The organism is Promicromonospora umidemergens (assembly GCF_024171995.1).
Classification (GTDB): Bacteria; Actinomycetota; Actinomycetes; order Actinomycetales; family Cellulomonadaceae; genus Promicromonospora; species Promicromonospora umidemergens.
Map to the genome: position 1 here is coordinate 167612 of NZ_JAMTCT010000006.1, position 18612 is coordinate 186223.

Genomic DNA, 18612 nt, shown 5'->3' on the forward strand with positions numbered 1-18612 from the left:
TTGCAGGCAAACTATTTGTACACCAAGCAAATGGAGGAACGGCATGCCGAACAATGACGGCCTGACCCTGGGGTACCGCGTCAGATGGCGGCTCACCTGGCTGCTTCTGCACGTGGCAGGGCCCGCCGAGCAGGCCGACGACACCGATCCCCGGCGCCGGATGGAACGCGAGCGCGCCGCCCGCGTTGCGCGGTATCAGGCAGGGCAGGCCGACCGATGAGCGCTCAGTGCCCGGCTGCGGTGAGCAGGTCCCGCGACAGCGGCGCGATGGGGTAGCTCGCGACCGGGTCGGCAGGATCGATCCAGACGAGCTCCTCGAGCTCTGCCTGGACGGCGATCTCGGTGCCGGGCCGCAGGCGCACGCGGTAGGCGTACGCGTCGACGACGTGGTCCGGCTCGTTCGCGGCAGGCGCCCCGAACCGGCCGAGGCTCTCGATGTCGGCTGTCTCGATCCGCACCCCGACCTCCTCCTCGAACTCCCGCACCAGCGCCGCCAAGGGCTCTTCACCAGGCTCGATCTTGCCGCCCACCTGCATGAAGGCGTGGGTGCCCCGCTTGCGGACGAGCAGATGCCGCCCGTCCGAACGTTCCACGACGGCCGCGACGATGCGGAGCGTCGTGATCGGGCCGATGGCGCCGTCCGCACTCATGCCTGGTCCACGATCTCTTCGATCACCGTTCCACCGAGCACCTGCACCACGAGCGGCACGCCGACCATCCCGGCCGACGTGATGTCCGGGTCGTCGGCGGACGGCTCGTCGTAGAAGTCAGGTCCGTCCGCCGGCGACGCAGTCCCTGGGGTGCTCGCACTCGCGGTTGCCGAGGCACCGCCACGCGGTCCGGCGGGGGCACCGTTCGCCGCTCGCGCCCGACGCTCGCTCGCCTGTCGCAGCGCCTCCCGGGCACTCCCTGCCCCCGACATCGGGGCTCCCGCAGGCGTAGGGGCCCGATCCTCGTAGACCGGCTCGGGCTCGGGCATGTCGTAGTCGGCGGGAGGCTCGGCCGTGGCCGCACCCGAGAGCCAGGCCTCGTCGGCAGCGCTCGCCGCGGAGGGTGGACGGGCGGCGGGCCGAGAGGGTTCCGGACGTCCAGGCCCGGGACCAGACGGTTCAGGCCTGGACGGCTCGGGGCGTTCAGCGACGGCGACGCTCCCCTGAGCAGCTGCCATGGCCGAGGCAGACGGCACGGAGGTCGTGGCAGCCCCGCCCGGCGGGGACACATCGGGCCAGTCGGGCGCCGGAGCGACAGCGGGCGCAGGCGTCTCACGCCGAGGCGCGTCCGACGACGGGACCGCACCGCCACCCGGCGATGACGCACCACGCGACGGACCTCCGCCCGACGTGCCACCGCCCGAGGTTCCACCTGCGGACGGTCCACCACCCCCGGACGGCCCCTCGTCGAGCGTCGCCTCGACCCGGACGCGGATGCCGAGCGTCTGATACACCGCTTCTTCCACAGCGCTGGTGTGCCGCGCGTTCGAGAAGGTGCGCGCCAGGCCGGGAGCCGCGAAGCCCAGCTTCAGCGTGTTGCCCTCAAGGGCCGCGACCTGCGCGTTCGGGCCGACGAGCGACCACGTCACGCGGGCGGCGGCGAGCGCGCCGAGCACCTCGGGCCAGCGTCGCCGGACGGTCTCCGTCGTGACACCCGGCTCGGTGCCCTGAGAGACGGCCGGAACAGCCACCGACGCGGGCGGCTCCGGCGCGGGCTCCGCTGGAGCAGGCTGCGCCGGTGCGGCTTGCTCGCCGGCCGGCTCCGGCTCCGGCTCCGGCTCTGGGGCGACGGGTGCCGGTTCGGCAGCCGTCGACGGCGCCGGTGCGACCTCACCCGTCGGCTCCGGCTCCGCTGCGGCAGCAGGACGCGCGGGAGCCGGCTCCCGCGCCGGAGCAGGAGCTGCCGGAGCCGGTTCCTGGGCGGCCGGCGGCTGGCCCGGCTCGCCCCGCTTCTTGCGCGCGTCGAGCACCGCACGTGCGGCGGCGGCGCCGGCGAGCCCGCCCGTCGTCGGCTCCCCTGCCTGTGCCCGGTCCGGAGCTGCGTCCCGGCCCTGAGCGGCCGGGGCGGGCGCGCCGGAAGCGATAGCACCGCCCCGTTCGAGCCGGTCGATGCGCGCGGCCAGCCCTGCGGCGCCGTCGTCGGCCCCGGGCAGGAGCAGGCGAGCGCACAGCAGCTCCAGGTGCAGGCGCGGCGACGTGGCGCCGGTCATCTCCGTGAGCGCCGCGTTCACCAGGTCGGCTGCCCTCGACAGCTCCGCCACCCCGAGCCGCCCGGCCTGGGTCCGCATGCGGTCGAGCTGATCGGTGGGGATGCCCCGCAGCACCGCGCTGGCCGCGTCGCCCGAGACGCCGATGACGATGAGGTCACGCAGGCGCTCCAGCACGTCCTCGACGAACCGGCGCGGCTCGTGCCCGGTCGCGATGATCTGGTCAACGACCCGGAAGATCGAGCCACCGTCACGGGCGGCGAGCGCGTCCACGACGTCGTCCAGCAGGGTCGCGTGCGTGAAGCCGAGCAGGCCGACGGCGAGGTCGTAGTCGACGACGCCGCCGGTGGCGCCCGCGATGAGCTGGTCCATCACGGACAGGGAGTCGCGGACCGAACCGCCGCCCGCCCGGGTGACCAGCGGGAGCACGCCTGCGCCCACCTCGACACCCTCGGTGCCGCACAGCAGCTCGAGGTACGGCGACAGCACGTCCGGCGGCACGAGCCGGAACGGGTAGTGATGCGTACGCGACCGGATGGTGCCGATCACCTTGTCCGGCTCCGTGGTCGCGAAGATGAACTTGATGTGCGGCGGCGGCTCCTCGACGATCTTCAGCAGCGCGTTGAAACCCTGCGGCGTCACCATGTGCGCCTCGTCGAGGATGAAGATCTTGTACCGGTCACGAGCCGGGGCGAACGTGGCCCGCTCGCGCAGGTCACGCGCGTCGTCCACACCGTTGTGCGACGCCGCGTCGATCTCCACCACGTCGAGCGACCCGGAACCGCCACGCGCCAGCTCGACGCACGAGTGGCACTCACCGCACGGGGTGTCGATCGGCGACTCGGGCGTGTTCTTCGCGCAGTTGAGCGTGCGGGCGAGGATGCGTGCCGACGTCGTCTTACCGCAACCTCGTGGACCGCTGAAGAGATAGGCGTGGTTGACCCTCCCGCTGCGCAGGGCCTGCATGAGGGGGCCCGTGACATGGTCCTGGCCGATCACCTCGGCGAACGTCTCGGGCCTGTAGCGGCGGTATAGGGCGGTGCTCACCCCCGCAACGATAGACGGCCTCGCCCACACTCGGAGGACGGCCGTCCACAGGCTGCAATTCAACGCGCGCATCGAACGTTTGTTCCGTATGATGGTCCCATATTCAGACCGCGAAGAAAGGTGGCCAGGCATGCGGAACATCAGCCCTGTCCGGCGCTCCGTGCCGAGCGTGCCACTCGCCACCGACACCACCCAGGCCGACCTGACACCCGTTCCCGGAGACGTCGGTGCGGGGCCGATCGCAGCACTGCACGCCTGGCTCCTCACGGCGGCCACACCGGGTGACGACCCTGCCCGGATCGACACCCTGCGCGCCCTGGAGCAGATCAAGGCAGCCTGCGTGGCGGTGCAGGCGCACGTGCTCGTCGAACTGCACGACGACACCCTGCGGGCCGCCCGCGAGCACGCCGCGGCCCCGGCCAGGCATCACGACTCGGCCGGCAGGCAGATCCCGGTCACCGTGAAGTCCGCCGAACGTGACGCGACCGCGAGCACGATCCAGCAGGCCGCCCACGCACTGCGCCTCTCACCGCACCGGACCCGAACCCTGGTCGGAGCCGCCCGCATCTGGCACGAAGAGATGCCGCACACGCTGGCCGCACTGAAGGAGGGCCGACTGTCCGAGGAGCGGGCGCTGCTACTGGTGAAGGAGACCGCCTGCCTCACGCTGGAGGACCGGGGCCGCATCGACGCCGACCTGTGCGCCGACCCGACCGTCCTGGACGGGGTCGGCACGCGCCGGCTCGTCGGGCTGATCAAAGCACGCGCCAACCAGATCGACCCTGCCGCGCTGGTCAAGCGCGCCGCGAAGGCGGTGAGCGAGCGGTGCGTGTCCATTCGGCCCGCGCCGGATGCCATGGCCTACGTGACCGCGCTGCTGCCCATGGCACAAGGGGTCCAGGTCTACGCGGCGCTGAAGATCGCAGCGGAGTCGGCGAGGTACACCGGCGGCGACGAGCGGTCGACCGGCCAGATCATGGCCGATACCCTCGTCGAACGGGCTACCGGCCAGGAGCACGCGGCTGATGTTCCGGTCACGGTGAACCTGATCGTGTCGGACGCCGCCCTGCTGGGCGAGGGCCACGAGCCCGCGGTCGTCCTGGACGGCACCGGCGTCGGCCACGGCACCGTCCCTGCGTCCGTGGCGCGTACCCTCGTGGCCGGCGCCCTTGACCTCGACGCCGCCTGGCTGCGGGCCATCTACGCCACTACGAACGGCGATCTGATCGGCACGACCAGCAAGCGCCGGTTCTTCGCCGACGGGCTGGCCGACCTGCTGCGGATCAGGGACCAGGGCACCTGTCGTACCTCATGGTGTGACGCCCCGATCCGCCACCTCGACCACGTCCGACCCGCGGCCGACGGCGGCGAGACGGGCCTGGCCAACGGGCAAGGACTCTGCGCTGCCTGCAACCAGGCCAAGGAGGCCTGCGGCTGGCGCTCGACCGCCGGGACGGACCCGGCCAGCGGCCGCCACGTCGTCGTTACCACCACACCGACCGGGCACAGCTACCGGTCGGTCGCACCGCCCCCGCCGCGGCCGGCCCGCCAGTCCACGACCCGCAGCGTGAGCCGGAGTGCACCCCGCAGCACGGCGATCCTCCGACCCGTGCGGTACGCCGGCGCCGTCCGGCACGCCGCCTGACCGGCAAGGCTCATCCACCCGGTGACGCCTCGGTATACAGGCGGGTCGCGCAGCCGACGGATCGGTAGGCCGGCCCAGCGCGCAGGTAGCCCTTGAACTCGCGCGGGGGCTCGCCCTCTGCACGCACACCGACTACGCATTCGCTGATCATGTCGACGGCCACCACCAGCGTGTCACCGTCACGGACGGCATCGACCTGGCGCGCGCCGACGTCCTCCTGAACGTTGCGCTTGGCGTCAGCTACGTCGATATCGCGTTCCAGGCGGCCATCGCATCGAGGACCTCGGTGACACTCGGCAGGGGCTCTCGGACCGGCCGGCCCCGTCCGCGACCCGCTCCTGTTCAAGGCGCTCGAGGCGCTCGGCCACCTGGGGCTGCACGAAGAGGACCAAGGCGATGGCAGCCATCGTCGCGAGGATCAGCCCGCCGATCCAGTTCAGGATGGTCCCGTCGAGCGACTTCTGACCGAGCGCACGCCGCTTGCGATGCAGAGCCAGCGTCACGATCCAGGTCGCGACCGGGCCAAGGAGCAGCCCGGCGGCCGCGACCTCGCCGAGGACTCGATCACCGGCGGTGGTCAACCCTCCGAGCGCGCCTTCTAGGCCGATCCCCACCACGGTGAAGAAGCAGACAACTGGAGCCACGAGGTATCCGGCCACGGCAATCGCCCAGGACCAGGCTGCGAGCACCTCCCCGCCTTTCCCGTGGCGGGGCCGCCCAGGGGTGAGGCCGCTCAGCCCTCGGGCCAGGCGCTCGGACCGCTCGCGGTCTTCATCCCCACTCCTGTCGGCCGAACCGAGACTTCCGTCCACGCCCTCGCCTCCGTCGCCCAGGCGGCTTGTCTAGCATCTGAGCCGCACCGCGCCCAGCAAAGTCATCCCACGTGACACTTGCCGACCCGTAACGTTAGTCGCTAACATTTGGTGTGCCCACACCCCGCACCCTCCGCACCCGGGCCCGCATCCTCGATGCCGCGCTCGACCTCTTCGAGCGTCAGGGCTACGACGCCACCACCGTGAACCAGATCGCCGACGCAGCGGGCATCACTCCCATGACGTTCTTCCGGCACTTCCCCACCAAGGACGCGGTGCTGGTCACCGACCCGTACGACCCCCTCATCGCGGAGGCGGTCGGCGCCCAGCCGGCCGGCCTTCCGCCCCTGGAACGCGTGCGGCTAGGCCTCCTCGCCGCACTCGGCGACATCACGCCGACCGAGGACTCCACCGCCAAGCGTCGCGTCGCCCTCGTCGCGCAGTCCCCCTCGCTCCGCGCCGCGGCGGCGGTCGGCACCGACGCCACCCAGCAGGCGATCGTCGCGCGCCTCGTGGCGGACGGCGTCGACCGCCTCGACGCCGCCATCGCCGCCGCCGCCTGTCTTGCCGCCACCACCGCGGCCCTCCTCGCCTGGGGTACTGCGCCCGATGACCTCGCGGTCCTCGTCCGCCGCGCCCTTGCGCAGCTCGCGCCGGCGGGGGCGACCCCATGACCGCCCTCCTGCTCGACGACGTCTCGCACACCTTCGGCACCCGGGTCGCCCTCGCGCACCTCACCCTCGGCGTCCGGCCGGGCCGGGTCACGGCTCTGATCGGCCTCAACGGCGCGGGCAAGACGACGGCGCTGCGCGCGCTCGCCGGGCGCCTGCGCCCTGCGCACGGCGTGGCCCGAGTCCTCGGCCACGACCCGGCCGGCCTGCCCGCTGACGTCGCCGCACGGTTCGGCCAGGTGGTCGACACGCCACTGGTTCACCAGGAGCTGACCGTCACGGAGAACCTCGTCTGCGCCGCCCGGCTGCACGGCGAGCCCGGACGCGCTGCCGCACCGAGGGCGAGCGCCGCCGTCGGACGCATGGGCCTGGAACCGTGGCGGCACGCGCGGGCCCGGTCCCTCTCGATGGGCAACCGCCAGCGCCTCGGGATCGCGTGCGCGACCCTCCACCGGCCGACCGCGCTGATCCTCGACGAACCGACCAGTGCGCTCGACCCGCAGGGTGTCGTCATTGTCCGCGAGCTCGTCCGCGAGCTGGCCGACGACGGCGCTGCCGTCCTCGTCTCGAGCCACCACCTCGACGAGGTCGCACGCATCGCGGACGAGATCGTCGTGCTGCACGCCGGCCGCGACGTCGGACGGCTGGAGCCCGGCGGCACCGACCTGGAACAGCGGTTCTTCGCCATGGTGCTCGACGCCGACACCCGGGCCGTCACGGACGCGGGGAGCCGGTCATGACCCCCGTCGCCGCGCTCGGCGCCGCTCTGGCCGTCGAGACCCTCAAGCTGCGCCGCTCCGTCGTCGCGCGCCTCGCCACCCTGCTGCTCGTGGTGCTCGTGCCGCTCGCGAGCGTGGGGGCCGTTGCGCTGGCCCGCTCACCTCGGGCCGTGGGCGCGACGGCGGCCAAGCTCACGGCCTACGCGACGGGAGACCTCGCCACCACCCACCTGATGGTGTGCGCCCAGGTCCTTTCCGTCGCCACCCTGTTCGCCGCCGGGTTCTTCCTCGCGTGGTCCTTCGGGCGCGAGCTGGAGAGCGGCACCGCGGGCGCCCTGTTCGGGCTCGCCGTACCCCGCGGCACGATCGCGCTGGCCAAGTGCCTGGTCGCGCTGGCCTGGATCGCCGGGTGCACCATCCTTGCCGTCGCCGTCTCGATGGCCGTGTCGGCCGTGGTCACCGCGAGCTCGGGCGCACCCTTCGCCGGGGCGTGGGCCGGTGCGCGCACTGCGCTCGTCGCGGGCCTCCTCGGCGGCGGCCTGGCCCTGCCGTTCGCCTGGGTCGCGACGGTGACCCGCAGCCAGCTCGGCACCGTCGGCGGACTCATCGGTGTGGTCGCCCTCACGCAGATGGTGGTGCTGCTCGGCGGCGGGTCGTGGTTCCCCTATGCCGCGCCCTCCCTGTGGACGGGGATGGGCGGGGCCGACGCCGCGGCCGCCGTCGGCCCGCCCCACCTGCTGGTCGCCGCTGCGGTCGCCCCGCTCGCCGTCGCCGCCGTCGTGCACGCCTGGCGGCGCCTTACCGATGTCTAGGATTCGTACGTACCACTATGCTGTTCGTATGCGCAAGAAGATCGTCACCATCGGCAACTCGGCCGGCGTCACGATCAGCCCTGCCGATCTGCAGGAGCTGGGCCTCGGCGTCGGCGACCCCGTCGAGGTCACGGTGCGCGGCGGTGTTCTCGAGCTGCGCGCGGTGAACAAGTACGAAGGCATGAACCTCGACGAGCTCTCCGCGATCCTGGAGAAGCGGCGGAACCGACGATGACGCTGGACCACGCGAAGTTCCACGAGGAGATCCAGGCCACCGGCATCTTCGACCCGGACTACGCCGACGACGTCCTCGCTCGCCTCGCCTACAACTCGTCGGCGATCGAGGGCAACACGCTCACCCTGGCCGACACGGTCACCCTCCTCGTCGACGAACGGACACCGAGGGCCGGGACTCCGATACGTGAGCTCTACGAGGTGTCCAACCATCGCGGGGCGATCACCCGCATCCTGCGCGCCGTGGCAGACGGCGAGCCGCTGACCGCTCTGCTCGTCACCGAGCTGCACGGCCTGCTCATGGACCACCTGGCACATGACCACGGGCAGTACAAGACGTCGAGCGACCGCATCACCGGCGCGTCGTGGCGTCCGGCCGAGCCGTCCCAGGTGCCGCAGCTCATGCGGGAATGGGTGGACCAGACCGAGTGGCAGACCGCGCACCTCGACGGCACTGCCCTCCTGGAGGCGATCGCCCGGAGCCACATCGCGTTCGAAAGGGTCCACCCCTTCAGCGACGGCAACGGCCGGACCGGCCGAGCCCTCATCGCCTATCAGACGGTCCGCACGTACGGCTTTCCAGCCATCGTCCGAGTGGACCAGCGCTCCAGCTACATCGCGATGCTCGACAGCGAGGACGTTCCCGGGCTCGCCACACTCCTGGCCACCAACCTGGCGGCCGAGGCCGACCGGTACGGACCGCCCGGGTCAGGTGCCTGACCCTGCCTGATGCCGGGGCTACCGCCGCAGCGCACGCCTCGCCAGCAGGTTCCCCAGCCACTGCACCGCCTGGACGATCAGCACGATGATCACCACGACGACGGCGGTCACCGCCCAGTCGTACTGCCGGTAACCCTGCACGATCGCGAAGTCGCCCAGGCCACCAGCGCCCAGGTACCCACCGATCGCCGACATGTCGAGCACACCGACGAACAGGAACGTGTAGCCGAGGATCAGGGGCGCGAGCGCCTCGGGGACCAGCACGGTCCGCACGATCCGGAACGGTGAGGCGCCCATGGCCCGGGCGGCCTCGACCACACCGGGGTCGATGGAGACGAGGTTCTGCTCCACGAGCCGCGCGAAGACGAACGTCGCCATGAAGCACATCGCGAAGGTGAACGCCTCGATGCCGATCGTCGAGCCGATGACCGCGCGGGTCAGCGGGCCGAGCGCCACCAGGAAGATGATGAACGGCACCGGCCGCACCACGTTCACGGCGAGATTCAGCACGGCGAACACGAACCGGTTGCCGAGCAGGTTCCCTGGCCGGGTCAGGTACAGCCCGAGCCCGAGCGCCAGCCCGAGGAATCCGCCCACCAGCAGAGTGATCAGCACCATGAACGCGGTCTCGCCCGCGGCCGCCCACAACAGCGGTGTCAGCAGCTCCCAGTCCCCGCTCATGCGGCTGCCCTCCCGTGGTCGTCCACCCAGGTGACGACGCGCAGCGCCGCCACGGAGGCCTCCACCGCGGCCACTTCACCGACCAGCTCGACGGTCAGCGACCCGTACGGGCGCTCCGCGACCTCGGTGATGCCGCCGAAGACGACGGTCCCGTCGACGCCGTGCTCGCGCAGCGTGCGCGTGAGTACCGCCGACGACCCGGCCACCTCGTCCACGCCCACCGTCACGATGTGCCCGGTGTGCCGGGCGCGGAGGCGCTCCAGCACCTCGGGCGAGGGCCGATCCCGCAGCGCCGTGGCGACGAACCGCCGGGTGACGTCGTGCGCGGGCGCGCTGAACACCTGGTACGCCTCGCCCACCTCGACGACGCGCCCCCGGTCCATCACCGCGACGCGATGACAGATCGAGCGCACCACGTCCATCTCGTGCGTGATGACGACGACCGTGACACCGAGCTCGCGGTTGACGCGCTGGAGCAGGTCCAGCACGTCACGCGTGGTCTCGGGGTCGAGGGCGGACGTCGCCTCGTCGGCCAGCAGGATGCGCGGGTTGGTGGCGAGTGCGCGGGCGATACCGACGCGCTGCTTCTGGCCGCCGGACAGCGCGGCGGGGTGCACTCCTGCCTTGTCCGCCAGGCCGACGAACTCCAGCAGCTCCGCGACACGCGCGTCACGCTTGGCACGTGGCCAGCCGGCCACCTCGAGCGGGTAGGCGACGTTCCCCGAGACGGTCCGGGAGGCGAGCAGGTTGAACTGCTGGAAGACCATCCCGATCCCGGCACGGACCGGCCTCAGGCGGGCCTCGTTCAGAGAGCCGAGCGAGACGCCATCGACCACCACGTCGCCCGCTGTGGTCCGTTCGAGCGCGTTGATCAGGCGGACCAGGGTGGACTTGCCGGCACCTGACTGCCCGATGACGCCGAAGATCTCGCCATCGCGGATGTCGAGGGTGACCCCGTCGACCGCACGCACCTCGGCGCTCCTGCCCCGGCCGGGGAACACCTTGGCGGCGCCCTCGAACCGGATGATGCTGCTGCTGGTCCTGGTCGACATCAGGAAGCGTCCGCCTCGATGCCGGCCAGGATCTCCTGCAGCTCCGCGGCCGAGTTGTCCTTGATGACGCCGGTGTCGCCCGATGCCTCCAGCACGCCCTTCTCGACCTCCGGGGAGTGGTAGATCTCGACGAGCTGCTGGAACACCTCGTTGTCAGCGTCGTCCGCGCGGGCGACCCACACGTTGATGTACGGCGCGGCCGCTGCGGAGTCCGGGTCGTCAGAGAAGATCGCGTCGTCGGAGGTCAGGCCGGCGTCGCCCACGAAGTCGTTGTTGATGATCGAGGCGTCGACGTCCTGCAGGGCGAGCGCCGTCTGGGCGGCGTCGACGGGGGTCACGGTCACGCGCGACTCGTCCTCGAGCACGTCGGCGGGCGTGGAGAACGCGCTCCCGCCGTCGCGCAGGGCGATCAGGCCGGCCTCCTGCAGCACGAGCAGCGCGCGGGCCTGGTTCGTGTCGTCGTTGGGGATGGCCACCTCCCCGCCCTCCGGGATGTCCTCGACGCTGTCGCGCGACTGCGAGTAGAGGCCCAGCGGGTAGACGGCGGTCGCGGCGATCGGCGTGAGGTCCTGTCCGGACGCGGTGTTGTAGCCGGCGAGGAACTGGAGGTGCTGGAACTGGTTCAGGTCGAGGTCGCCGTCGGTCAGACCCTGGTTGGGCAGCTGGTAGTCGCTGAAGTTCACGAGCTCGACGGTGATGCCTTCCTGCTCGGCCAGGTCGGTGAACGTGTCCCAGTAGTCCTCGCCGGTGTTGACGACGCCGATGCGTACCGGGTCCTCGCTGGTGCCGGCGGCGGCCGAGACGTCGCCGGCGCCGCAGGCGCTCAGCGAGAGGGTGGCGACGACTGCGAGGCCGGTGGACAGGGCAGCGGTGAAGCGAGACATGGGTGGTCCTCTCGGGACGCACGGGCACGGGCATGCCGGTGCTCAGGATGTGGGGGCTACGCCTGGCGTAGACCGAGGTATGACGGCGGCGGGCCACGGCCATCAGCAACGTGGCGAGCTCGCGGGACGGTGCGGGGCGGTCCTCAGTGGATCGCGGGAACGTGCGGCGCTGTCAGCGCTCGCACATTCGCCCGCCGCGCACGCGGCCGCCACACATGGCGTCGCGGCGGGTGCGCGACGTCGTGGCTGCGGTCCAGGTGCGGGTCATACGGACATCGTGCGGCACTGCACGACGTCGAAGCGAATCCGCCCGGGGAAAATCCCACGATCCGGACGAAAACCTGTCCACATGGTGGAGATGTGCTGCAATCCGGGAAATAAAGGACCCCTCGCACACCCACCAGAGCTCACTTACCCTTGCTGCCTTCCGGCCCTGGGGGAGTTCGGCGAGGTGATGCCGCACGAGGGGTCTGCCCCAAGCCTAACCGATCCGGACACCTCGGCCCAACCACGCCGAACCCGCCGTACGCCACCTCACAGCGCCGGTCCGGGCTCCGATTCGCTGTCCGAGCACGGCGTCCGGTATCCTCGTCAGGCCGCGCCAGGCTCCGGTCCGGTGGCCGCGTGCCCGCCTTGGTGTGGTCGCGAGGAGGATTCGCCTAGTGGCCTATGGCGCACGCTTGGAAAGCGTGTTGGGTTAACGCCCTCGGGGGTTCGAATCCCCCATCCTCCGCAGTGTTTAGAGGCCCGGAACCGTTGATATTCCAACGGTTCCGGGCCTCTTCTCGTTCCCCCAACCGTGCCCGTGGGCACACCGTGGGCACACGTTCGGAGGCGGCGCAGCCCGTCACGTTGCACGAGGTGGGCCCGCCGTCCGTCCGGACATCAGCCCAGCAGTGACAGGAGAGCCGCCGCGGCGCCGTCGTCATCGATGGTGCCGGTCTCCTGGTCTGCCGCGTCCCGGACCTGCTCGGGCGCGTGACCCATGGCGATCGACCGCGTTGCCCACCGCAGCATCTCCAGGTCGTTCTCACCGTCACCGATCGCGACTGTGGCCTGATACTCGACGCCGAGCTGGCGACGCACCTTGTCGAGCGCCGTCGCCTTCGACAGGGCAGGTGGTGTGACGTCGAGCCAGTCGAGCCGCGTGGCGATCGTCGTCAGGCTCATGGCGCGTAGCACAGGCACGAGAGCGAACGCGGCCGGGCCGTAGATCGCGAGCCGCGGCGTCGGGTCCGCCCACAGTTTCTTGAGCGCGTCGACGCTGTGCTGCTCGCCGTTCAGCTCACCGTCGGGGAACGGGATGTTCACGAGGTACCCGACGCCGACGACCTCGGCCGCAACTCGGATGCCGGGCATGGCGTCGACGGCCACGCGCACGATGGGCTCGGGATCGACGACGTGCAAGTCGGTAATCTCGTAGTCGCCACCCGTGACGTGTGCGGTCACGGCACCGTTGCTGGCCACGATCCACGTGTCATCGAGGCCGAACTCGGCTGCGACCGGCAGCGCGCCGACGAGCGACCGGCCCGTCGCCAGGACGATGTGGTGCCCGGCCACGCGGACCTGCTCGACGGCGTCGCGCACGGCGGTGGTGGCCGGCTGGCCGGTGTCTAGCAAGGTGCCGTCGATGTCACACGCGACGAGCGCCGGAGCGGCGAGGTCCATGTGCCGCGCTGTCCGCTGCGGCGTCGCTGAGGTCATGTGCCCAGCGAACCAGGAATAGGCGTGCAATCACATGGGATTGCACATGCGGGTGCAATCGAGCGGTATCGGCTGCACTCTCGTAGTGATTGCCTGGGATTGCCACCCGGTGCGAGACTCCGGGTGTTGGTTTCCCGTGCTCAGCTCCACCCCGACCAACCGGAGGAACGATGGAACTCGAATTCATGTGGAAGGACGCCAACTCCAACGTCACGGAGTGCCCCGCCCTGTATAAGGCCGAGGGCGGGTACGTCGTGCAGGGCGTCAAGCTCGACGACGCCACGCGCGCACAGCTGCGCCAGCTCGGCGACGGCGAGGACGGCATCTTCGTGCCAACGAATGTCCTCGAGCGACTGAAGGGTGAGCTGTAGGGGTGCAGGCAATCACAGGCGGCGAGTTCGGGCACTACATGCGGACCTTCGAGTCCTCGGCGTTCCGGCTGGAGCAGCAAACCGGGTACGCCGTCGACTACGAGGCCGAGCAGTTCGCCGCGTTCCGCGCCGGTGACGTGCGCGACCCGCGAGAGATGCCCGAGTTCGCCGCCTGGCTCCCCACGGTGGCCGATCACGTCGAGCAGGGTCGCCGGATCTCGCGGGTGCGGATCCACCAGGAGCCACCGACCGACTACCAGCGTTGGACCCGGTACGTCGGGCATTGGAACGTCGAGGCGGGCGAGGACATCCGCTACGCCACGACCGCGCAGGCGCACCGAGTGGGGCTCCTGCCCGACGCAGGGCCATATGACTGGTGGCTGCTCGACACCGTCCGCGTCCTGCGCATGACCTTCAACGACGAGAACGTCTGTATCGAGCGCCACCTACTCACGGATGAGGCGTCCCTGGAGCACGCCCGGACGTGGCGAGAGCTGGCGATTCGCGCAGCAGGGGGCTGACATGTCACCGCGCCAAGCCGGCGCCGATCACCTCGAGGCAATCGGACGTCGGCTACGTGCGTTGCGGGAGCATGCTGAGCTGGACGGCAAAGACCTGGCCTCCCAGCTCGGCTGGTCCGCCTCCAAGGTGAGCCGTCTCGAACTGGCTCGGCAGGGCATCGCTCCGGCGGACATTGCAGCATGGATCACGGCCACGGACGGCACGCCTGATGAACGCGCGCTGCTGCTTGGCCTCCTCGACCAGGCCCGCGAGGAGGAACACACCCTGCGTCGCCGCGCGCGACACGGTCAGGCAGCGATCCAGGCCGGGTACAACACCCTCGTCGAGCGCTCCTCGCTCGTCCGGCTGTTCCAGACCGCCGTCGTGCCCGGCCTCCTGCAGACCCCTGACTACGCGCGAGCGATCCTCACCGCCGCGCAGCACCAGCTGCAGCTGTCCGTCGAGGACATCGACGCCGCAGTGTCGACCCGGATGGAGCGACAGCGGTACCTGTACAGCGGCCGCAGGTTCGAGTTGCTGATCGCGGAACCGGTGCTGCGCTGGGGCATCGTGCCGCCCGAGGTGATGTGCGAGCAGATCGACCGACTGCATGGCGCCATCGGCCTGGGCAACGTACGGCTCGGGATCCTGCCCCTCGGCGCACCGTTGGACCTCGTACCGCTGCACACCTTCGCGATGTACGACGATCTCGTCTGCGTCGAGACGTTCGGCCGAGAGCACCGCTACACCGGATCCGAGGCCGAGACCTACGCCAACGCGTTCGACACCCTCTGGAGGTCTGCGGTGACCGGACACGACGCGCGCCGTCTGCTCGTCCAGGTCGCCGACGAACTCGTACCGTCAAGGACAAGAGCATCCCTCCGGTCGTAAGGTCCCGGGCGCGCAGTGCCGCAGTCACACGCGCGAAACCTCACCCACTCGGGTGCTGGCCGGACAAGTCAGCCCCAGCGAGGCTGAGGCATATGACACTGATTCTGGACAAAGCCACCGTCGAGCTCCGCGCATCCGACGTCGTGCTGACCTACACACCGAGCGACTCGCTTCCGGACGACGGAGTCGTGACACTCTCGACGACGTTCACCAGCCACGACGGCGAAAAGATACGGCAGCTCGGCTTCAAGCTCATCGACGGGCAGCTCACCGCGGTCTACTGGTTCGACCACCAGACAGCTCTGAACTACAACGCCGCGAGCCACATCACGCCGGGCAGGATCGCCGGCACATGGTCAATCGCGTTCCCGAACGAGGCGCTCGACGGCATCACCGCGGGCACCTGGCGCGCCGACCTCACTGTGGAGAACTACAACGCGCCGAGCATCGACGGGGCTATCTGACCGAGGGGGCCCGACGCCTTGCCATCTCCAGATGGCGGGGCGTCGTCGTGCGTAGATCGCCCGACCGAACCCGGACGGCGCCGAGATCCCGACGTAGCGTCACGAACATGACCACAGACAACGCCGCCACATGGGCAGCCCTGCAGTCCTACCCGACGACCCGCGACAAGATCGGCACAGGCAAGGAGCTGGACCTCGCCGACATCTCCGCATGCAGTCCGCGGGCACGCACGTGTGGCAGGCGTGGTGGGGAGACAACGGGCCCCAGCCTGGCGACCACTGGCAGATGCCCCACGACTTCGCAGAGTACGCAGCCGACCAGCTCGACGCCGAGGCGGCCCGGCTACGTGATCGGGCCGAGCACCTGCGCTCGAGCGGCTACTGAGAGGGCGGGCAACCCTCGCGCTGGCCGAGGGGTAGGGTTCACCCGCTGCGATCCTCGCGTCACACCGACGGTCGGCGCGAGGATCACCTCATGAGACCCGTCCGTGCCCTTGCAGTAGCCGCAGCTCTCGCCTGCACCCTTGCCGCATGCACCACCACGTCGGCGACCCCCGAGACCGCGGCGTCGGACGAGGTCGAGGTCGAGGTCGAGGCGTCCTACGACGCGCAGGCTGCCCTCGACGAGGGGGCGGACCGCCTCGAGGGCCACGAGGAGGGCTACGAGGACGGTCTGGCCGACGACGACCCGCCCGAGTCCGGCGACAGCGAGGCGTGGGTCGAGGGTTACGCCGACGGGCAGGCCGCCCAGGAGAGCGTCTGCGGCCCGATCCTTGCCGACGCCATGGAGGCCACCGACGCCGGCCGGAACGCGACCGTGGCCGATCTGGCGGACGACCTCTACCAGTGCCCGCCGTCCTACTACGACGACCTCACCGTCTACACGCAGGAGCAGCTCGACAAGCTCGTGGACGAGATCACCGGCTGATTCCGTGGGCACCAGGTGGGCACACCTGGACCCAAACACACGTGATTCACGGTGATCTAAGGTGACGGGGAATGGCAGGATTCTGCGGCCCACGCCTTTGACCTGCACCTTCAAGGGGGTTCGAATCCCCATCCTCCGCAGTGTCGAAGGGCCCGAACGTGTCCGTGGGCCCACACCACAGCAAGCACGTCCGACGGCGCCACCGATTGACCGATCACCTCACGACTGCCACTCCGCGCGGTAGTCCGGGTGATCGGCGAACGTCATGGCGTGGGCCAGGACCGCGACCTGGAGTCCAGCGAACAGGTTCCGGGTGACGATGGCTTCGTCCTCATGCCCGCTGTCCGACGCCTTGGTCAGGACCCGCCCAAGCTCCTCGTACGTCTCGACGATCGTCCGCTTGGCCGCTATGTCGACGAGGGCCCGAGCGGGGCTCCAGCGGTCGATATGCCGTTGCTGTTGCGGAAGGAACGGGGCGGCCGCCGAGGGCTCGCCATCAACCTCTCCGGGACGGGACGAGGCGCTGTCGGCCATACGCGCGGTCGACTCGTCCTCGTCCAGCCGTGCGGTCAGAAACTCGGTGATAGTCATGCCCCTGATCCTTCCACTCGGACCTTGGTCGCGTGCTCTCGCGCCTCGCAACGTCCGCTTCGACCATGCGATGAGGCATGCTCCAGGGCTCTGGAGCATGCCTCATCGCATTCTGGGAGAGGACTTTCGCGGAAGCGGACCTGCACGCGGTCCCCTGCAGGGGACCTGTCCTCCTTCGTCCGTCAGGTCAGACCGCGAAGGACCCTGTGCGCGAGTACGGCACGCTGTCCACGTACACCCACGATCCGTACGAGCGCAGCCACTGGCCGCCGTTCGCCAGCTCCAGGACGCCGTCCTTCTGTCCGGAGACCTCGATCTCGATCTCCCGGCGCTCGACCAGGTGCACGTCACCGTTAGCCAGGACGATGCGGTGAACGGGTACCCCCTCGTTCACGAACTTGTCGGCGTCGACGACCTTCAGGTGCTTCTCGTCGAGAACGTAGTACGTCGTGCTCATCGCGTTCCTTTCGTCGCCCCCCGCACGCCCGGTGCGCAGCGGGAGCGCCATTGAAGCCACGGCGCCCCTCTGGCGCCCGGACTGCCCAGTATGCCCTCGATGTCCCGCTTCATCCGCCGGGCGGCACGTCATAGCGTCGGTAGCCCGCGGCCATCGGCCCGGACGGGTCGATGCTCTGCAGGATGGCTTCGCTGATCGCCGCGAGCTGCTCCGTCTGCTCCGGGGTGAGCACGTCGACGACGTGCCGGCGCACCGATGCGACGTGCCCGGGCGCCGCAGCGCGCATCTTCGCCCGCCCGTCGGCGGTGAGCCGCGCGTTGGTGACCCTGCCGTTCTCGGGGCAGGGCACCCGCTCGACGAACCCGCGGCCCTCCAGGCGCTGCACGACGTGCGAGAGCCGCGACAGCGTCGAGTTCGTCGCCGCGGCCAGCTCGGCCATCCGCAGAGTCCCGCCGGGGGTCTCGGACAGCACCGCCATGACGAAGTACTCGAAGTGCGTCATGCCGGAGTCGCGCCGCAGCTGGCTGTCGAGAACCCCGGGGAGCAGCTCGAGCACGGCGACGAAGCGCACCCACGCCGCCATCTGGTGACGGTCGAGCCACGGAGTGTCGTTCATCTCGCCAGGCTCCCACGTGACGGTTGAAGCTTCAATTCACCCCGTGCTAGCGTGCCCGCGAAAGTTGAAGCAACAACTTGATTCACCCATTGTCGCCCTCACCAGCCAGATCAACACCCGGGAGATATCCATGAAGTTTCCGTGGACCAAGGACCTCGCAGTGCTCGTCGCCCGTGTCGCGATCGGGGCGGTGCTCATCGCGCACGGCGCCCAGAAGTTCTTCACCTTCGGGATCGCCGGGACCGTCGACTCCTTCGCCGGCATGGGCATCCCCGTCCCGGAGGTCGCAGCGCTCTTCGCCGCGGTGGTCGAGCTGGTCGGCGGTGCCGCGCTGATCCTCGGCGCCGCCACCCCCGTCGTCGGTCTCCTGGTCACGTTGAACATGCTCGGGGCGCTCGTGCTGGTACACCTCGGCAACGGCGTGTTCGTCGACCAGGGTGGCTTCGAGCTCGTCGCAGCGCTCGGCGCCGGCGCGCTCGTCCTCGCGGCCACCGGGCCCGGCGTGTGGAGCGTCGACCACCTGGTCGGGCGCACGCTGACGGCACGCCGCGCGCAGGCGACGTCGGCGGCCTGAGCCTGAGAGTTCGCCCCTACGCCACACGCAGTTATGGACAC

Annotated in this window: 24 protein-coding genes, 1 tRNA gene and 1 other RNA gene; 15 read left to right on the plus strand and 11 right to left on the minus strand. The window is 70.4% G+C overall.

The features are described from left to right. The first annotated feature begins 43 nt into the window (after nucleotides 1-43). Complete coding sequence (locus tag APR04_RS12645) at nucleotides 44-220, plus strand: hypothetical protein (RefSeq protein WP_253870775.1); 177 nt, start codon at nucleotides 44-46, stop codon at nucleotides 218-220. Nucleotides 221-224: 4 nt separating this feature from the next. Here APR04_RS12645 and APR04_RS12650 read toward each other — a convergent pair whose 3' ends face one another. Then, nucleotides 225-650, minus strand: a complete 426-nt coding sequence (locus APR04_RS12650) for an NUDIX hydrolase (protein ID WP_253870777.1) — start codon at nucleotides 648-650, stop codon at nucleotides 225-227. Next, nucleotides 647-3244, minus strand: a complete 2598-nt coding sequence (locus APR04_RS12655) for a DNA polymerase III subunit gamma and tau (protein WP_253870779.1) — start codon at nucleotides 3242-3244, stop codon at nucleotides 647-649. Before APR04_RS12655 ends, APR04_RS12650 begins: the two co-directional genes overlap by 4 nt. A gap of 130 nt (nucleotides 3245-3374) precedes the next feature. Here APR04_RS12655 and APR04_RS12660 point away from each other — a divergent pair, with 130 nt between their 5' ends. After that, nucleotides 3375-4889 carry an HNH endonuclease gene (locus tag APR04_RS12660; protein ID WP_253870781.1) on the plus strand — a complete coding sequence of 505 codons (1515 nt, stop codon included), beginning with the start codon at nucleotides 3375-3377 and terminating at the stop codon, nucleotides 4887-4889. Between the two features lie 236 nt (nucleotides 4890-5125). Here the strand turns inward: APR04_RS12660 and APR04_RS12665 are convergent, their stop codons facing one another. Continuing rightward, nucleotides 5126-5578, minus strand: a complete 453-nt coding sequence (locus tag APR04_RS12665) for a hypothetical protein (protein ID WP_253870783.1) — start codon at nucleotides 5576-5578, stop codon at nucleotides 5126-5128. Between the two features lie 236 nt (nucleotides 5579-5814). Here APR04_RS12665 and APR04_RS31005 point away from each other — a divergent pair, with 236 nt between their 5' ends. The 5 genes from APR04_RS31005 to APR04_RS12690 are packed head-to-tail and all read left to right on the plus strand — an operon-like array spanning nucleotide 5815 to nucleotide 8857. Then, nucleotides 5815-6375 carry a TetR/AcrR family transcriptional regulator gene (locus APR04_RS31005; RefSeq protein ID WP_253870785.1) on the plus strand — a complete coding sequence of 187 codons (561 nt, stop codon included), beginning with the start codon at nucleotides 5815-5817 and terminating at the stop codon, nucleotides 6373-6375. Next, nucleotides 6372-7112, plus strand: a complete 741-nt coding sequence (locus tag APR04_RS12675; RefSeq protein ID WP_253870786.1) for an ABC transporter ATP-binding protein — start codon at nucleotides 6372-6374, stop codon at nucleotides 7110-7112. Before APR04_RS31005 ends, APR04_RS12675 begins: the two co-directional genes overlap by 4 nt. Further along, the gene (locus tag APR04_RS12680) at nucleotides 7109-7903 is read left to right on the plus strand and encodes an ABC transporter permease (protein WP_253870787.1); all 795 of its coding nucleotides are present in this window, start codon (nucleotides 7109-7111) and stop codon (nucleotides 7901-7903) included. Before APR04_RS12675 ends, APR04_RS12680 begins: the two co-directional genes overlap by 4 nt. 28 nt (nucleotides 7904-7931) lie before the next feature. Next, a complete protein-coding gene (locus tag APR04_RS12685; RefSeq protein ID WP_253870788.1) occupies nucleotides 7932-8138 on the plus strand; it encodes an AbrB/MazE/SpoVT family DNA-binding domain-containing protein in 207 nt (68 codons plus the stop codon). After that, nucleotides 8135-8857: a Fic family protein gene (locus tag APR04_RS12690; RefSeq protein WP_253870789.1), complete on the plus strand. Its 723-nt coding sequence runs from the start codon at nucleotides 8135-8137 to the stop codon at nucleotides 8855-8857. Before APR04_RS12685 ends, APR04_RS12690 begins: the two co-directional genes overlap by 4 nt. An 18-nt stretch (nucleotides 8858-8875) precedes the next feature. Here the strand turns inward: APR04_RS12690 and APR04_RS12695 are convergent, their stop codons facing one another. The 4 genes from APR04_RS12695 to ffs form a co-directional block, all read right to left on the minus strand. Then, a complete protein-coding gene (locus APR04_RS12695) occupies nucleotides 8876-9538 on the minus strand; it encodes a methionine ABC transporter permease (protein WP_253870790.1) in 663 nt (220 codons plus the stop codon). Next, entirely contained in the window at nucleotides 9535-10590 is a 1056-nt protein-coding gene (locus APR04_RS12700; protein ID WP_253870791.1) for a methionine ABC transporter ATP-binding protein, read from the minus strand. Before APR04_RS12700 ends, APR04_RS12695 begins: the two co-directional genes overlap by 4 nt. Continuing rightward, a complete protein-coding gene (locus APR04_RS12705) occupies nucleotides 10590-11474 on the minus strand; it encodes a MetQ/NlpA family ABC transporter substrate-binding protein (protein WP_253870792.1) in 885 nt (294 codons plus the stop codon). The genes APR04_RS12700 and APR04_RS12705 overlap by 1 nt, the downstream gene beginning before the upstream one ends. A gap of 377 nt (nucleotides 11475-11851) precedes the next feature. Continuing rightward, an RNA gene (gene ffs, locus APR04_RS12710) (signal recognition particle sRNA small type) lies at nucleotides 11852-11948 on the minus strand. 174 nt (nucleotides 11949-12122) lie between these two features. On the opposite strand from ffs, the gene APR04_RS12715 reads away from it, so the two are divergent. Next, nucleotides 12123-12207: transfer RNA gene (locus tag APR04_RS12715), tRNA-Ser, on the plus strand. A 152-nt stretch (nucleotides 12208-12359) separates the two neighbouring features. Here the strand turns inward: APR04_RS12715 and APR04_RS12720 are convergent. Then, nucleotides 12360-13178, minus strand: a complete 819-nt coding sequence (locus APR04_RS12720; RefSeq protein WP_253870793.1) for an HAD family hydrolase — start codon at nucleotides 13176-13178, stop codon at nucleotides 12360-12362. A gap of 170 nt (nucleotides 13179-13348) precedes the next feature. Here APR04_RS12720 and APR04_RS12725 point away from each other — a divergent pair, with 170 nt between their 5' ends. From APR04_RS12725 to APR04_RS12750, 6 genes are all read left to right on the plus strand, one after another. Then, complete coding sequence (locus APR04_RS12725) at nucleotides 13349-13549, plus strand: hypothetical protein (RefSeq protein ID WP_253870794.1); 201 nt, start codon at nucleotides 13349-13351, stop codon at nucleotides 13547-13549. A gap of 2 nt (nucleotides 13550-13551) precedes the next feature. Continuing rightward, nucleotides 13552-14070, plus strand: coding sequence for a DUF6879 family protein (locus APR04_RS12730; protein WP_253870795.1), 519 nt, complete (start codon nucleotides 13552-13554; stop codon nucleotides 14068-14070). A 1-nt stretch (nucleotide 14071) separates the two neighbouring features. Next, a complete protein-coding gene (locus APR04_RS12735) occupies nucleotides 14072-14941 on the plus strand; it encodes a helix-turn-helix domain-containing protein (RefSeq protein ID WP_253870796.1) in 870 nt (289 codons plus the stop codon). Between the two features lie 92 nt (nucleotides 14942-15033). Beyond that, a complete protein-coding gene (locus APR04_RS12740; RefSeq protein ID WP_253870797.1) occupies nucleotides 15034-15405 on the plus strand; it encodes a hypothetical protein in 372 nt (123 codons plus the stop codon). Between the two features lie 211 nt (nucleotides 15406-15616). Continuing rightward, entirely contained in the window at nucleotides 15617-15790 is a 174-nt protein-coding gene (locus APR04_RS12745; protein ID WP_253870798.1) for a hypothetical protein, read from the plus strand. A gap of 90 nt (nucleotides 15791-15880) precedes the next feature. Next, nucleotides 15881-16333: a hypothetical protein gene (locus APR04_RS12750; protein WP_253870799.1), complete on the plus strand. Its 453-nt coding sequence runs from the start codon at nucleotides 15881-15883 to the stop codon at nucleotides 16331-16333. 219 nt (nucleotides 16334-16552) lie between these two features. Here the strand turns inward: APR04_RS12750 and APR04_RS12755 are convergent, their stop codons facing one another. The 3 genes from APR04_RS12755 to APR04_RS12765 all read right to left on the minus strand — a co-directional run bounded on the left by APR04_RS12755 (nucleotide 16553) and on the right by APR04_RS12765 (nucleotide 17997). After that, nucleotides 16553-16924 (minus strand): DUF6221 family protein, encoded by a 372-nt coding sequence (locus APR04_RS12755; RefSeq protein ID WP_253870800.1) that lies wholly within the window; start codon nucleotides 16922-16924, stop codon nucleotides 16553-16555. Between the two features lie 187 nt (nucleotides 16925-17111). Continuing rightward, a complete protein-coding gene (locus APR04_RS12760; RefSeq protein WP_253870801.1) occupies nucleotides 17112-17381 on the minus strand; it encodes a hypothetical protein in 270 nt (89 codons plus the stop codon). Nucleotides 17382-17490: 109 nt separating this feature from the next. Further along, entirely contained in the window at nucleotides 17491-17997 is a 507-nt protein-coding gene (locus APR04_RS12765; RefSeq protein ID WP_253870802.1) for a MarR family winged helix-turn-helix transcriptional regulator, read from the minus strand. A 130-nt stretch (nucleotides 17998-18127) separates the two neighbouring features. Here APR04_RS12765 and APR04_RS12770 point away from each other — a divergent pair, with 130 nt between their 5' ends. Beyond that, nucleotides 18128-18571 carry a DoxX family protein gene (locus tag APR04_RS12770; protein WP_253870803.1) on the plus strand — a complete coding sequence of 148 codons (444 nt, stop codon included), beginning with the start codon at nucleotides 18128-18130 and terminating at the stop codon, nucleotides 18569-18571. Nucleotides 18572-18612 lie beyond the last annotated feature (41 nt).